At 58.8% G+C, this 12,493-nt stretch carries 15 protein-coding genes and 1 pseudogene; 5 read left to right on the forward strand and 11 right to left on the reverse strand.

Features of this window, described 5'->3' with window-relative positions:
• Positions 1-112: 112 nt before the first annotated feature.
• The 5 genes from nrdF to MKS11_RS03320 all read right to left on the reverse strand — a co-directional run bounded on the left by nrdF (position 113) and on the right by MKS11_RS03320 (position 4,467).
• Positions 113-1,075, reverse strand: coding sequence for a class 1b ribonucleoside-diphosphate reductase subunit beta (gene nrdF, locus MKS11_RS03300; protein WP_004205704.1), 963 nt, complete (start codon positions 1,073-1,075; stop codon positions 113-115).
• Positions 1,076-1,085: 10 nt separating this feature from the next.
• Entirely contained in the window at positions 1,086-3,227 is a 2,142-nt protein-coding gene (gene nrdE / locus MKS11_RS03305) for a class 1b ribonucleoside-diphosphate reductase subunit alpha (protein WP_048295421.1), read from the reverse strand.
• Positions 3,200-3,610 (reverse strand): class Ib ribonucleoside-diphosphate reductase assembly flavoprotein NrdI, encoded by a 411-nt coding sequence (gene nrdI / locus MKS11_RS03310; protein ID WP_004205706.1) that lies wholly within the window; start codon positions 3,608-3,610, stop codon positions 3,200-3,202. Before nrdI ends, nrdE begins: the two co-directional genes overlap by 28 nt.
• On the reverse strand, positions 3,607-3,852 hold the full coding sequence (nrdH, locus tag MKS11_RS03315; RefSeq protein ID WP_004205709.1) for a glutaredoxin-like protein NrdH: 246 nt from the start codon (positions 3,850-3,852) through the stop codon (positions 3,607-3,609). Before nrdH ends, nrdI begins: the two co-directional genes overlap by 4 nt.
• A gap of 183 nt (positions 3,853-4,035) precedes the next feature.
• Entirely contained in the window at positions 4,036-4,467 is a 432-nt protein-coding gene (locus tag MKS11_RS03320; RefSeq protein WP_004205714.1) for a carboxymuconolactone decarboxylase family protein, read from the reverse strand.
• An 88-nt stretch (positions 4,468-4,555) separates the two neighbouring features.
• Here MKS11_RS03320 and MKS11_RS03325 point away from each other — a divergent pair, with 88 nt between their 5' ends.
• Positions 4,556-5,932 (forward strand): PLP-dependent aminotransferase family protein, encoded by a 1,377-nt coding sequence (locus MKS11_RS03325; RefSeq protein WP_048295419.1) that lies wholly within the window; start codon positions 4,556-4,558, stop codon positions 5,930-5,932.
• A gap of 119 nt (positions 5,933-6,051) precedes the next feature.
• On the opposite strand, the gene MKS11_RS03330 is transcribed toward MKS11_RS03325, so the two are convergent.
• The gene (locus MKS11_RS03330; protein WP_004205716.1) at positions 6,052-6,399 is read right to left on the reverse strand and encodes a DUF883 family protein; all 348 of its coding nucleotides are present in this window, start codon (positions 6,397-6,399) and stop codon (positions 6,052-6,054) included.
• Between the two features lie 149 nt (positions 6,400-6,548).
• Here MKS11_RS03330 and MKS11_RS03335 point away from each other — a divergent pair, with 149 nt between their 5' ends.
• Entirely contained in the window at positions 6,549-6,911 is a 363-nt protein-coding gene (locus MKS11_RS03335; protein WP_004205718.1) for a DUF2002 family protein, read from the forward strand.
• Positions 6,912-6,989: 78 nt separating this feature from the next.
• On the opposite strand, the gene alaE is transcribed toward MKS11_RS03335, so the two are convergent.
• Complete coding sequence (gene alaE / locus MKS11_RS03340; RefSeq protein ID WP_004205719.1) at positions 6,990-7,439, reverse strand: L-alanine exporter AlaE; 450 nt, start codon at positions 7,437-7,439, stop codon at positions 6,990-6,992.
• A gap of 728 nt (positions 7,440-8,167) precedes the next feature.
• Here alaE and stpA point away from each other — a divergent pair.
• Entirely contained in the window at positions 8,168-8,569 is a 402-nt protein-coding gene (stpA, locus tag MKS11_RS03345) for a DNA-binding protein StpA (RefSeq protein ID WP_004205720.1), read from the forward strand.
• Positions 8,570-8,646: 77 nt separating this feature from the next.
• Here the strand turns inward: stpA and MKS11_RS03350 are convergent, their stop codons facing one another.
• A complete protein-coding gene (locus tag MKS11_RS03350; RefSeq protein ID WP_004205721.1) occupies positions 8,647-8,826 on the reverse strand; it encodes a hypothetical protein in 180 nt (59 codons plus the stop codon).
• A gap of 205 nt (positions 8,827-9,031) precedes the next feature.
• Between MKS11_RS03350 and lpxO the strand changes: the two genes are divergently transcribed.
• A complete protein-coding gene (gene lpxO / locus MKS11_RS03355) occupies positions 9,032-9,934 on the forward strand; it encodes a lipid A hydroxylase LpxO (protein ID WP_004205722.1) in 903 nt (300 codons plus the stop codon).
• On the opposite strand, the pseudogene MKS11_RS03360 reads toward lpxO, so the two are convergent.
• The 3 genes and pseudogenes from MKS11_RS03360 to MKS11_RS03370 form a co-directional block, all read right to left on the reverse strand.
• Positions 9,915-10,461: pseudogene (locus MKS11_RS03360) on the reverse strand (rhodanese family protein). The gene lpxO and the pseudogene MKS11_RS03360 sit on opposite strands and share 20 nt — an antisense overlap.
• Before the next feature lie 7 nt (positions 10,462-10,468).
• A complete protein-coding gene (locus MKS11_RS03365) occupies positions 10,469-10,768 on the reverse strand; it encodes a helix-turn-helix transcriptional regulator (RefSeq protein ID WP_048295417.1) in 300 nt (99 codons plus the stop codon).
• A 74-nt stretch (positions 10,769-10,842) separates the two neighbouring features.
• Positions 10,843-11,448: an FMN-dependent NADH-azoreductase gene (locus MKS11_RS03370; protein WP_004205724.1), complete on the reverse strand. Its 606-nt coding sequence runs from the start codon at positions 11,446-11,448 to the stop codon at positions 10,843-10,845.
• A gap of 103 nt (positions 11,449-11,551) precedes the next feature.
• On the opposite strand from MKS11_RS03370, the gene MKS11_RS03375 reads away from it, so the two are divergent.
• Entirely contained in the window at positions 11,552-12,469 is a 918-nt protein-coding gene (locus MKS11_RS03375) for a LysR family transcriptional regulator (protein WP_284109371.1), read from the forward strand.
• Positions 12,470-12,493: the final 24 nt, after the last annotated feature.

Raw genomic sequence — 12,493 nt, forward strand, 5'->3', positions numbered from 1 at the left:
ATGACGGGATGATGACGGTTAGGCCATGGAGAGAATATTTGACAGATGAACCCACTTTTCTGCGAAATAGATCACCAGGAATTCGGTCGCGATATTCCTGGTGAAAGTACGGTTAAAAGTCCCAGTCGTCGTCGGCGGTCTCTTCCATTTTTCCTATCACGTAGGAGGAGCCAGAACCGGAGAAAAAGTCGTGGTTTTCATCGGCGTTGGGCGACAGCGCCGCGAGGATCGCTGGATTAACCGCCGCCATCTCCGCCGGGAACAGCGCCTCGTAGCCGAGGTTCATCAGCGCTTTGTTGGCGTTGTAGCACAGGAAAGCGCTAACGTCGTCGAACCAGCCGCTCTCGCCGTACAGTTCCCGGCTGTAGGCCAGCTCGTTGTCGTAAAGATCCATCAGCAGATCGAGGGCGAAATTTTTCAGTTCTTCGCGCTTGCCGGGGCTGACGATCTCCAGTCCTTTCTGATATTTGTAGCCGATGTAATAGCCATGCACCGCTTCATCGCGAATGATCAGGCGGATCAGATCCGCGGTGTTGGTCAGTTTTCCCCGGCTGGAGAAGTACATCGGCAGCCAGAAGCCGGAGTAGAAGAGAAAGGATTCGAGGAACACGCTGGCGATTTTTTTCTTCAGCGGCTCGTCGGCCTGATAGTAGCCCAGCATCAGCTGCGCCTTGCGCTGCAGGGGCTCACAGCTTTCGCTCCAGGCGAAGGCGGCATCCACCTCCTTGCTGTGGCACAGCGTGGAAAAGATGGAGCTGTAAGAGCGAGCATGAACCGCTTCCATAAAGCTGATGTTCGACAGCACCGCCTCCTCATGCGGGGTCAGGGCGTCCGCCATCAGCGCCGGCGCGCCGATGGTGTTCTGAATGGTGTCGAGCAGGGTCAGCCCGGTAAAAACGCGAATGGTCAACTGCTGCTCCGCCGCGCTGAGGGTTTGCCAGGCGGGAATGTCGTTCGACAGCGGCACTTTCTCCGGCAGCCAGAAGTTGCTGGTGAGACGGTTCCACACCTCCAGATCTTTATCGTCATCGATGCGGTTCCAGTTGATCGCGCTGACGCGCGTTAAATGGGTCATCCTGATCTCCTTACAGCGCGCAGGACACGCAGCCTTCAATTTCAGTGCCTTCCAGCGCCAGCTGGCGCAGTCGGATGTAGTAGAGCGTCTTAATGCCTTTCTTCCAGGCGTAGATCTGCGCCTTGTTGATATCGCGGGTGGTGGCGGTATCGGGGAAGAACAGGGTCAGCGACAGCCCCTGATCGACGTGGCGCGTCGCCTCGGCGTAGGTGTCGATGATTTTCTGGGGCCCTATCTCGTAGGCATCCTGATAGAGGGCCAGATTGTCGTTATTCATAAACGGCGCGGGGTAGTACACCCGTCCGGTTTTCCCCTCTTTGCGGATCTCAATCTTCGAGACGATCGGGTGAATGCTGGAGGTGGCATGGTTGATGTACGAGATCGAGCCGGTGGGCGGCACCGCCTGCAGATAGCGGTTGTAAATGCCATAGCGCATGACGTCGTCGCGCAGCTGGCGCCAGCTTTCCCGGTCGGGCAGGGAGATGCCGGCGCGGGCGAACAGCGCGCGGACCCGTGCGGTTTTCGGCTGCCACTCCTCATGCAGATATTTGTCGAAGTACTCCCCGCTGGCGTAGCGCGACTGCTCGAAGCCGGCGAAGCGCTGACCGCGCTCGCGAGCCAACAGCATCGAGGTGTGCAGCGCGTGCCAGGTCACGGTGTAAAAGTAGATATTGGTGAAGTCCAGCCCCTCCGGGCTGCCGTAGGCAATGCCTTCCCGCGCCAGGTAACCGTGCAGATTCATCTGCCCCAGGCCGATGGCGTGGGAGGCCGCGTTGCCGGCCGCCACAGAAGGGACCGACTGAATGTGGCTCATGTCGGACACGGCGGTCAGGGCGCGCACCGCGGTGGCGATTGTGCGGCCGAAATCCGGCGAGTCCATGGTATGGGCGATGTTCAGCGAGCCGAGGTTGCAGGAGATATCTTCCCCGATATGGGCATAGCTGAGGTCTTCATTATAGGCGGACGGCGTACTGACCTGCAGGATCTCGGAACACAGATTGCTCATGGTGACCCGCCCGGCCACTGGACTGGCGCGGTTCACGGTGTCTTCAAACATGATGTACGGGTAGCCGGATTCAAACTGGATCTCCGCCAGGCGCTGGAACAGGTCGCGGGCGCGGATCCAGCGTTTGCCCACCCGCTCGTCGGCCACCAGCTGCGGATAGAGGTCGCCGATGGCGCAGTCGGCGAAGGGTTTGCCGTACAGCCGTTCGACATCATACGGCGAGAACAGCGCCATCTGCGCGTCTTCTTTCGCCAGCTGGAAAGTGATATCAGGGATCACCACCCCCAGCGACAAGGTTTTGATGCGGATTTTCTCATCGGCATTTTCACGCCGGGTATCAAGGAAGCGCAAAATATCCGGATGGTGCGCGTGCAGCCAGACCGCCCCCGCCCCCTGGCGGGCACCGAGCTGGTTGGCATAGGAGAAGGCATCCTCCAGCATCTTCATCACCGGCACCACGCCGGAGGACTGGTTTTCGATGCGCTTGATCGGCGCCCCGGCCTCGCGCAGGTTAGAGAGTAAAAAGGCCACGCCGCCGCCGCGCTTCGACAGCTGCAGCGCCGAGTTCACCGCCCGGCCGATGGACTCCATATTATCCTCAATGCGCAGCAGGAAGCAGGAGATCAGCTCTCCGCGCTGCTGTTTGCCGGCGTTGAGGAAGGTGGGGGTAGCCGGCTGGAAGCGGCCGCTGAGTATCTCCTCCGTCAGCTGCCGCGCCTGCTGTTCATCGCCCCGGGCCAGCGTCAGGGCCACCATTACGCTGCGTTCGGCGAAATCCTCGAGGTAATGTTTGCCATCAAAGCTCTTCAGCGCGTAGCTGGTGTAGAACTTCCAGGCCCCGAGGAAGGTCTGGAAGCGAAACGCGGCGCGCCGGGCATGGTCGAACAACGCCAACACAAACCCGCGGTCATAGCCGGCCAGCACCTGCGGATCGTAATAGCCCTCGCGGACGAGCCAGCTGAGTTTATCCTCCTGGCTGGCAAAGGCGAGGGTGTTGGGCTGAACCTGGGTCGCCATAAAGGCCTCAACCGCCTGGCGATCTTTCTCAAACGGGATGCGGCCCTCGCTGTCGTATAAGTTCAGCATCGCATTGAGGGCGTGAAAATCCACGGCGGCGGTTATACGTTCTGAGGTTGTCGTTGCCAAAATTCGCTGACTCCTTTGCGTACGTTATCGATATCGTCGGGGGTTCCCATCAGCTCGAAGCGGTAGAGATAGGGCACGGCGCACTTCTGCGCGATGACATCCCCGGCGCGCCCCCAGGCGTCGCCAAAGTTGCGATTGCCGGCGGCAATCACCCCGCGGATCAGTCGACGGTTATGTACGTCGTTTAAAAAGCGGATCGCCTGACGCGGCACGGCGCCGGCGGTGCCGCCGCCGCCATAGCTGGGAACGATGAGAATGTAGGGCTCGTCTACCTGCAGATGTTCACGCTCGTTCAGCGGGATGCGCACCGCCGGCAGCCCCAGGCGCTGCACAAAGCGATGGGTGTTCTCCGAACGGCTGGAGAAGTAGACGATGAGGCTCATGCGCTGGCCGCCGCGACGGAGGGACGCAGGCGATTGATCATATCCGGGCGGAAGCCGCTCCAGCGCAGGTCGCCGGCGATCACCACCGGCAGCTGGCGAAATCCCTGCTCGCGCAGGATGTCGGCGGCATCCGGCTGTTGGTCGACGTTGACCATTTCAAAGGCCAGTCCCCGGCTCTCCATGGCTCGCCGGGTGGCATGGCACTGCACGCAGTCATTTCGAGTGTAAATAATAATGCGCATGATTCGTATTTCCATTTAAGATAACAGCACGGCGCTAAACGTAGCGTCGAACGTTGTGGGCCATTCGATAAGGAAATACTAGATGTAGTTATTTAAAACTTCAACCACTCAATATATAGCGTTTTTAGCAAAGAATTCCCCCGCCGGGATGGCCAGGCGGAGGAGGGGGAAGGTTGCGCGAAACTACAGACGCATGGCGACGGCGAGGCGGTTAAAGGCGTTCATCAGGCTGATAGCGAAGGTGAGATCGCTTATCTGACGCGGGGTAAAATGTTCGCGCAGCGGCAGGTAAACCTCATCTTCCGCATGGCTGGCGGCGATGTCGGTGACCGACTCGGCCCACGCCAGTGCCGCGCGTTCGGCAGGGGTAAAATGGTCGCTCACCCGCCAGCCGGCCAGGGCATCCAGCTTGCTCTGCGCCATGCCGCCCTTGCGCAGCGCCTGGCTGTGCTTCTCAAGGCAGAAGGCGCAGCCGTTGATCTGCGACACGCGTAAATAGACCAGCTCCACCAGGGCGCTGCCCAGCTCGCTTTTCTCCAGCGCGAGGCTGGCCTGCACCAGCCCTTTATAGACTTCCGGGCTTAGTTCACTGAATGGCTGACGTAATTGGCTCATGGTGTTCTCCTCTCTAAGACGGCAGCCAAAATAGCACTATAATGGACTGCAAAAGATAGCCATATTGTGATGAAAAAAGCAGACCATAATGGAAGCCAGCCACCTCCCTCTCTATCAGCGTATTGCCCGCCAGCTGAAATCCGCCATTGAACGGGGCGAACTGGCTCCTGGCAGCCGTCTGCCCGCCAGCCGGGTGTTTGCCCAGGAGCAGGGCGTCTCCCGGGCGACCATCGAAAACGCCTGGGGCGAACTGGTCGCTCAGGGCTGGCTCGAGCGACGCGGGCAGGCGGGAACCTTTGTCAGCGAACGGCTCAGTCCGCGCCAGCTGGCGCCGGTAATGCCAGCGCAACCTGCCGCGCCGGCGGAGCCGTTGCCGTTTCAGATGGGGCTCCCGGCGCTGGATCTCTTTCCGCGCGGGCTGTGGGCGCGGGTGATGGGGCGCCGGCTGCGCACGCAGTCGCGGTTCGATCTGGCGCCCGGCGATCCCGGCGGCGACCCGCTTCTGCGTCAGGCGATCGTCGACTATCTGCGCCTGTCGCGCAGTATCGACTGTCAGCCGGAGCAGGTGCTGATCGCCGGCAACTATGCCACCGCTATGAACCTGATCCTGCGTACTCTGGCACAGCCGGGGCAGCATATGTGGATGGAAGATCCGGGATATCCCTTTATCCGCCCGGTGGTCGAGGCCGGGCAACTGGTGGTGGATGCGATCCCGGTGGACGACGAGGGGATGGATATCGCCTGGGGCCAGCGCCATCATCCGCAGGCGCGGTTTGCCCTGCTCACCCCGGCGCATCAGAGTCCGCTGGGCGTGGCGCTGTCGCTGCCCCGGCGTCGCCAGCTGTTGGCATGGGCCGCGGAGCGTGACGCATGGATCATTGAGGACGATTACGATAGCGAGTTTCGCTATCGCGGCAAACCGCTGCCGCCGCTGAAAAGCCTTGATGCGCCCCAGCGGGTCATCTACGCGGGCACCTTCAGCAAGTCGATGTTTCCGGCGCTGCGCACCGCCTGGCTGGTGGTGCCGAGCGCGCTGGCGGCGCGCTTTCAGCAGACCGTGGAGCGCCAGCCCTGTACGGTTCCCACCCTGTGGCAGCAGACGCTGGCGGATTTTATCCAGCAGGGCCATTTCTGGCGTCATCTGAAAAAAATGCGCGCCAGCTACAGCCAGCGCAGGCAGTGGCTGGAGTCTGCTCTGCAGGCGCAGGGCTTTCAGGTTACGCCGCAGCAAGGGGGGATTCAGCTGGTCATGCCGGTTAGCGGCGACGATCGCCTGTTGGCCCAACGGGCGGTGGCGGCCGGGCTGGCGGTACAGGCGTTGAGCGACTGGCGGATGCGCCATGCCGGCGAGGGGGGATTACTGATGAGTTTTACCAATATTCGCTCGCCGGCAATGGCTGGCGCGCTGGCCCGGCGGCTGGGGGAGGCGATCGGCGTCGGCGGCGTCACACCCGATGGTGCGTAAAAAACCCCTGCGGCCAGAGGCGCGCAGGGGCTGACGCGTATTTGTTATCTTCATTGCTTTCCGTGAAGCAGGCGGGCTTCCGCACGCTGATCGCGCGGCGGCAGCAAACGCTATAGCTATTATCGACGTAAATTGAGCAATACGCCAATAAATACCCCGACGGCGGCGGCGGCGCCCACGCTGTGCCACGGTTTATTGCGCACGTAGGTATCGGCGCAGCCCAGCGCATCACATGCTGCCTGGCGCGCATCCAGCGCCGCCTGCTGCACCCGGTTGTGGCCATTAATGCGGGCGCGGGTCTCTTTTAACAGCGACTGCGCTTTGGCACGCGCCGCTTCCGCTTCCTCTTTCGCGTCACTGCCCCACGATTTCAGCACCTCTTCCAGCGTGTCCGCTAATTGGCTGACATCGTTATGAATATCTTCGGCGTTATCGTCAAAATTGTTGCGGTTCACATGGTTAGCCATCGTTATCTCCCTTAATTCCATCGAGTGAGTAAGTGTAGGACAAGATTTTGAATTATGCTTACTGCTGTGGTTTCTGGAATATTCCGAAAGCACTGCCCTTAATGAATAAGGTAAGGTCAATGTGCGGTAAAAGATAACGAGGAATCAGTATGTATTTAAGACCCGATGAGGTGGCGCGTGTTCTTGAAAAAGCCGGCTTCACCATGGATGTTGTGACGCAAAAAGCGTACGGCTATCGCCGCGGCGATAATTATGTTTATGTGAACCGCGAAGCGCGCATGGGGCGAACAGCGTTAGTTATTCATCCGGCGTTAAAAGAGCGCAGCAATATGCTGGCTGAACCGGCTTCAGATATCAAAACCTGCGACCATTATGAACAGTTTCCGCTGTATTTAGCCGGGGATGCGCAGCAGCATTATGGAATTCCGCACGGATTTAGCTCACGCATGGCGCTTGAGCGTTTTCTGAATGGGCTATTTGGCGAAGCTAAGCCGGCCATGTCGACGAATTAATTCGCTGGATAAAGGCCCGGGCGAAGTCGGCTGGCGGGAGGAAGCGACTGGCAGAGCCAGTCGCTGTTAACGGGTCGGTCAGGCTTTTGCCTGCTGGTAGGGAGCCACGCGGAACAGGCGGCGGCAATAGTCGAGGAAGTAGCCGTAAGCGGCGCCCATCATCATCGATACCGCCAGGTTCGAGCTCACCGCAGCGACAATCTGGTGCCAGTCCGCACCCACGCTCCACAGAATGGCGACATATACCGGCGACTGAAAGGTCACGTAGGCCAGCACGTCGGCCATATTTTTCATCCAGCCGGCCGGAGTGATGCGCCGGGCCTGACGCATGGCGAAATCGCGATAAATCCCGTAAGGAACAGCAATAATAATGTTGACCGGGATCGCCACCAGGCGCGACGATAACGACTGCTCAAACGTCATACCAGAGAGAAAAATTTCGATCATCATGTTGACGACGGTGCAGTAAACCACCATCGCAAAGGTGTCTGCAACCGCATGCCGCAAGCGGGAGTGCGCAGAGAACATCGGAGTGCTCCTCGAAAATGAAGTCAAAAACGCCGAAAAATGCGCGTTAGTATAGCGTTTTTGGGCTGCCTGTTTTGATGTGCGTAGAGTATATCTCTGCATTAAAAGTGGCAACTAGCTATAAATTTTTATTTATTGCCTTTTTGTCGATAAAATACTCTGCGACGGTTGGTTTTCTGCCCGTTACGCTACTTTTATTGCTTATTTTGTTAAATGTGTTTTATTTCATATGGTTATGTTGTTTTTTGCCGTGATGTTTGACCCACGATTCGGCGTCTGAGCACTCGCCGTGGCGCAAAATCGCGTTAGCCTGTGATGAGTGTCTCGTTTAGATGTTTTTATGCCATTATGCCGGTTTTTGTGGTGGAAAATTCTAAAATGCCGAGTGGCGTTTTATTCTGAATGGCCGAGTAACTATTCATTAGGTTGGGCTGAGAAGGCCTGCGCATCCGCCGACGATAAGAGGATAAGCCGCTGACCATAAAGGTAATATCGCCTGCTGAATATATTTTCCTATCTCACTATCCGCCGCTTTTATTTATTCATGGTCTCGTTGGCCCGCGCTGGCGAAAAAGAATCGGGGATTTTCCGATATAGGGCAGGCGGAAGAGATTTACTCTCTGCATAATATATTTATCTGGACAACCGCAGGCTGGAAATAAATAAACGTTTCTATTACACTTGCCGCGTTGTGTCTTTTAATTTGCTATTTGGAATTTTTTAATTTTATGTCTTCAATGTTACACAAACTGAATAATATCCGTTCACTGCGCGCGCTGTCCCGTGAATTCTCCATTGACGTGCTTGAAGAGATGCTGGAAAAGCTCAGGATCGTCACTGAAGAAATACGTACGCAACAGCAGCTGGCGGCACAGCAGCAAGCGGAATATCAGGAAAAAGTGAATACCTGGCTTGAGCTGATGCGCGCCGACGGTATTTCTCCTGACGAGCTGGTGGCCGATATTCAGCCGCCGATGGCGGGCGGTAAAAAGCGGAAACCGCGCCCGGCGAAATATCGTTATACCGATCATACCGGCGCCGAGAAAACCTGGACCGGCCAGGGAAGAATGCCGAAGCCGATTGCCCTGGCGGTCGCCGAGGGGAAATCGCTGGACAGCTTTTTAATTTAAAACCGATTCGGCCAGCGCCACGACGGCGGGGAAGACCCACCGCCCGGCCTGGCCTTATGACCTGCAGCGAGGGAGCTTCAGCAGACGCCGAAGTCTCCCTCTTCCTGATATCGCGTCACCTCGTCTGACTTCAGCGTATAGCGTTCTCCCTGCTCCTGAGCGGCCTGAACCACCACCAGATCCTCGCCCTGCACTTCGATCACTTTCAGTTTTGGCCCGCCCGCACGCGGTTGCACCAGATCGCCGACAGAAAACATCATTCACTCCTCACTGTTAATACTACGTATGAACCTAAACCATAGCTCAACGCCCGTTCACTGAACACCGGGTGTGCTCTTTTTTGTTAAAACAATTTGGAGGTATATGTATTAGAGTTGTTAATGTTTTGCTGGCGCCATACCGCTGCTGAGAAGGGGGGACGGCGAGGGTAGGGTTACCACCAATCAGGTCAGGAAAGACACCATGAAGTATATCATTCTGTTGATCATTGTTATTGCTGTACTGTATGTCCATTACCGCGGACGGGTGCGCTATCGTTTCTGGCGACAGCTCTCCGACCATTCCACATTTACCGCGCCGCTGAATGGATTTATGTATTTATTTTCCCGCGTACCGAATACGCCTTATCTGCGCCCGGAGATGTTTCCCGAGCTGGCGATATTGCAGCAGAACTGGCTGGTTATTCGCGAAGAAGGGATCCGCCTCCAGCAACTGGAGCAGATTAAAGCGGCCGATAAATATAATGACGCCGGATTTAACTCATTTTTTAAAACCGGCTGGAAACGCTTTTATCTGAAATGGTATGAGGATGCCCATCCTTCCGCCAGCCAGCTTTGTCCGCAAACTACCGCGCTGCTGCGGGATATCCCGTCGGTAAAAGCGGCCATGTTCGCCACCCTGCCTGACGGCAGCCGTCTGCCGCGCCATCGCGACCCCTACGCCGGTTCCCTGCGCTTTCATCTTGGCCTGGCGACGCCGAACGATGACCGCTGCTTTATCGAGGTGGATGGTCAGCGCTACAGCTGGCGCGACGGGGAAGGCGTGCTGTTTGACGAGACCTATATCCACTATGCAGAAAATACCAGCGGTGAGAATCGACTGATTCTGTTCTGCGATATTGAACGGCCGATGCGCTACCGCTGGGCGCAGAAGGTCAACCACTGGCTGGGGCGCTATCTGATGAGCGCCGCCTCGGCGCCCAACGACGCCAGCGATCGCACCGGCGGAATTAACCGGGCATTTCGCTATATCTACCAGATCCGTATTGTCGGCAAGCGGCTGAAAAAATGGAATAAGACGGTCTATTACATCGTCAAATGGCTGCTTTTCGGCGGCATTGCCTGGCTTATCTGGAGTGCGTTTTAACTCCCCTGGCGCCGGTTCCACGGCATGATCGCCAGCAGGCGCGCCATGCCGCAAAAGCCGGTCACCCCGGCGAAAGTGAGCCCGGCGCCGACCGCGCCGCTGAGCAGGAAAAAGCCGCCGTTCACGGTATAGCCCAGCAGCACCCCCAGTAAAATCAGAACGCCAGCGGCAATTTGCACCTGACGCATCAGCGGCAGCGGTTGCGATTTATCTTCCTCAACCGGGAGCCCCGCGGCTTTCCACGCCTGAATCCCACCCGCCAGCAGGCTGACCTGCGCCGGCGCGGCAGCGGCGGCCAGACGAATGGCGTTATTCTGCGTCCGGGAGCCGGCCTGGCAGTGGAAGATCACGCGCTCGCCGGCCCGGGCGTTTAGGGTCGCGCCGCCGTTCAGGGTGGCGAGTGGCACCAGCTCGGCATCGGGAATATGTTCGCGCGCGTATTCATCCGCATCGCGGATATCTATCAGTCTCGCGCCTTGGGCAATCTGCGCCCGGGCTTCGGCAGGGGTTAAGGTGGCGATGGTCATAGGCTCCTCACGGGCAATAGAGCGTTTTCAGCGTGTTGATCACCTGCTGTACTGCAGGATGGGTGATGAAATAGTGAATACGCTGAGCGTCGCGTTCGCTGTCGAGCAGCCCCTCGTCACGCATCCGCGCGAGATGCTGCGAGGTGGCGGAAGGGCTCAGGCCGGTGGCGCGGGCGAGTTCACCGGCGCTGGCCCGCGGCGCGTCGCACAGCATGCACAGGATCAGCAATCGGTGAGGATTGCTCATCGCTTTCATTAGCGTGGCGGCTTCTCCGGCGCGGGCCTGCAGATCTTCAGGTGTAGTCATGTATTTTAGCTTTTTCTAAATTTAGATAACTCTAAAATAAAAAGACCGCCAGCGCCAGCACATTTTCCCGTGACTCAGGCCGGAACGGCGAGATCGGCTATCTGCGCACGGGCGCTGGCGATCCCGGCGTCGCGACCGTGCGGGCGGTTATCCAGCCCTTCGGCATAGATAAACTCCACCTCATGGATCCCCATCAGCCCCAGCACTGCGCGCAGATAGGGGGTGACGGCGTCGGTGCTTTCGCCCTGGTGAATACCGCCGCGGCTGCTGACGACCACCGCCCGGACGCCCTCGACCAGCCCCTGCGGCCAGCTGTCGGTGTAGCGAAAGGTTTCCCGCGCCCGCGCCACGAGGTCGAACCATTTCTTCAGGTCGGTCGGGACGTTGAGGTTATACATCGGGGCGCCGATCACCAGCAGGTCGCTGGCTTTTAACTCGGCGATAAGCTGGTCAGAGAGCGCAACCGCCGCGCGGATGGCCGGCTGCGGATCCGCCGCCCCGCGCAGGGCGGCGAACAGCGCGCCATCCAGCGTCGGCAGCGCCATGGCGCTGAGATCGTGTTCGCGGATCCGATCGGGGTGACCCGCCGCCTGGCGCGCCGCGAGAAATTCGTTAATCAGCTGATTGGTCAGGGATGTTTCGCCATTAATGCTGGATTTTAATACCAGAACGTTAGCCATGATAAGTGCCTCAGGTAAAGGGTAGAGGCAGAGACTAACACTGTCTTTTTTCTCTCTGGAGTGACATTATTTTCCGCTATTGTATCCCGTAAGGAACCAATCTGTGCGCGACGATCTGAACGCGATCCCGGTGTTTGTCACTGTGGTCGAGAGCGGTAACTTTGCCAGCGCGGCGACGATCCTCCACGTCACGCGATCGGCGGTGGGGAAAAGCATTGCCCGGCTGGAGGCGCGTCTCGGCGTGGCGCTATTCCAGCGCACCACCCGCAGGCAACTGCTGACGGAAGAGGGAGAGCAATTTTATCACCAGTGTCGGGAGGCGCTGGGTCGCATTCGCGAGGCCGAAGAAGCGCTGCAGCGCGGCAAAGGCGAGGTGCAGGGACGGCTGCGGATTTCGCTGCCGGTGCTGTTTGGCCAGCGCTGCGTGGCGCCGCTGCTGTTCCGCCTGAGTCAGCGCTATCCACTGCTGAAGCTCGAGCTCCACTACAGCGACCGGCAGGTCAATTTGCTGGAAGAGGGGTTTGATCTCGCGGTGCGTATCGGGAGCCTGGCCGATACCGGGTCGCTACGGGCGCGGGCGCTGGGGGAGCATGGCATGGTGCTGTGCGCGGCGGCGGAGTACCTGCGCCGCCAGCCGGCGCCGCAGACCATCGCCGGGCTGAGCGAGCACCGCACCCTCGGCTATCTGCATAACGGTCAGCTGCAAAAATGGCAACTTTACGACCCGCAGCAGGGCGAAGTGCGCTTCACCCCGGAGGCGTGGCTGGTGCAGGATGACTTTGCCGCCATCGCCGCCGCGGCGCAGCAGGGGATGGGCATCGCCTGGCTGCCGGACTGGCTGGTGGAGCAGGCGCTCGCCGACGGGACGCTGCAGCAGGTTCTGGCGCCCAGCGGCCGTGTGCGTTTCGCTATCCACGCGGTGTGGCCGGAAGGGCCGTGGCTGCCGCAAAAAACGCGGGTGGCGATCGATGCCCTGCGGGAAGGACTGCGCCTTGCTAAAAGCACACCGCCCAGCGGTTAAGGGTATCTTAAGGCATCCGGGCGA

This window comes from Klebsiella sp. K5-45 (assembly GCF_030128605.1).
Taxonomy (GTDB): domain Bacteria; phylum Pseudomonadota; class Gammaproteobacteria; order Enterobacterales; family Enterobacteriaceae; genus Klebsiella; species Klebsiella quasipneumoniae.

Bases quoted from the DNA above. Each gene is read 5' to 3' on its own strand.
- nrdF (WP_004205704.1), bottom strand. From the start codon at position 1,075: ATGACCCATTTAACGCGCGTCAGCGCGATCAACTGGAACCGCATCGAT.
- nrdI (WP_004205706.1), bottom strand. From the start codon at position 3,610: ATGAGCCTCATCGTCTACTTCTCCAGCCGTTCGGAGAACACCCATCGC.
- nrdH (WP_004205709.1), bottom strand. From the start codon at position 3,852: ATGCGCATTATTATTTACACTCGAAATGACTGCGTGCAGTGCCATGCC.
- MKS11_RS03320 (WP_004205714.1), bottom strand. From the start codon at position 4,467: ATGAGCCAATTACGTCAGCCATTCAGTGAACTAAGCCCGGAAGTCTAT.
- MKS11_RS03325 (WP_048295419.1), top strand. From the start codon at position 4,556: ATGGAAGCCAGCCACCTCCCTCTCTATCAGCGTATTGCCCGCCAGCTG.
- MKS11_RS03330 (WP_004205716.1), bottom strand. From the start codon at position 6,399: ATGGCTAACCATGTGAACCGCAACAATTTTGACGATAACGCCGAAGAT.
- MKS11_RS03335 (WP_004205718.1), top strand. From the start codon at position 6,549: ATGTATTTAAGACCCGATGAGGTGGCGCGTGTTCTTGAAAAAGCCGGC.
- alaE (WP_004205719.1), bottom strand. From the start codon at position 7,439: ATGTTCTCTGCGCACTCCCGCTTGCGGCATGCGGTTGCAGACACCTTT.
- stpA (WP_004205720.1), top strand. From the start codon at position 8,168: ATGTCTTCAATGTTACACAAACTGAATAATATCCGTTCACTGCGCGCG.
- MKS11_RS03350 (WP_004205721.1), bottom strand. From the start codon at position 8,826: ATGTTTTCTGTCGGCGATCTGGTGCAACCGCGTGCGGGCGGGCCAAAA.
- lpxO (WP_004205722.1), top strand. From the start codon at position 9,032: ATGAAGTATATCATTCTGTTGATCATTGTTATTGCTGTACTGTATGTC.
- MKS11_RS03365 (WP_048295417.1), bottom strand. From the start codon at position 10,768: ATGACTACACCTGAAGATCTGCAGGCCCGCGCCGGAGAAGCCGCCACG.
- MKS11_RS03370 (WP_004205724.1), bottom strand. From the start codon at position 11,448: ATGGCTAACGTTCTGGTATTAAAATCCAGCATTAATGGCGAAACATCC.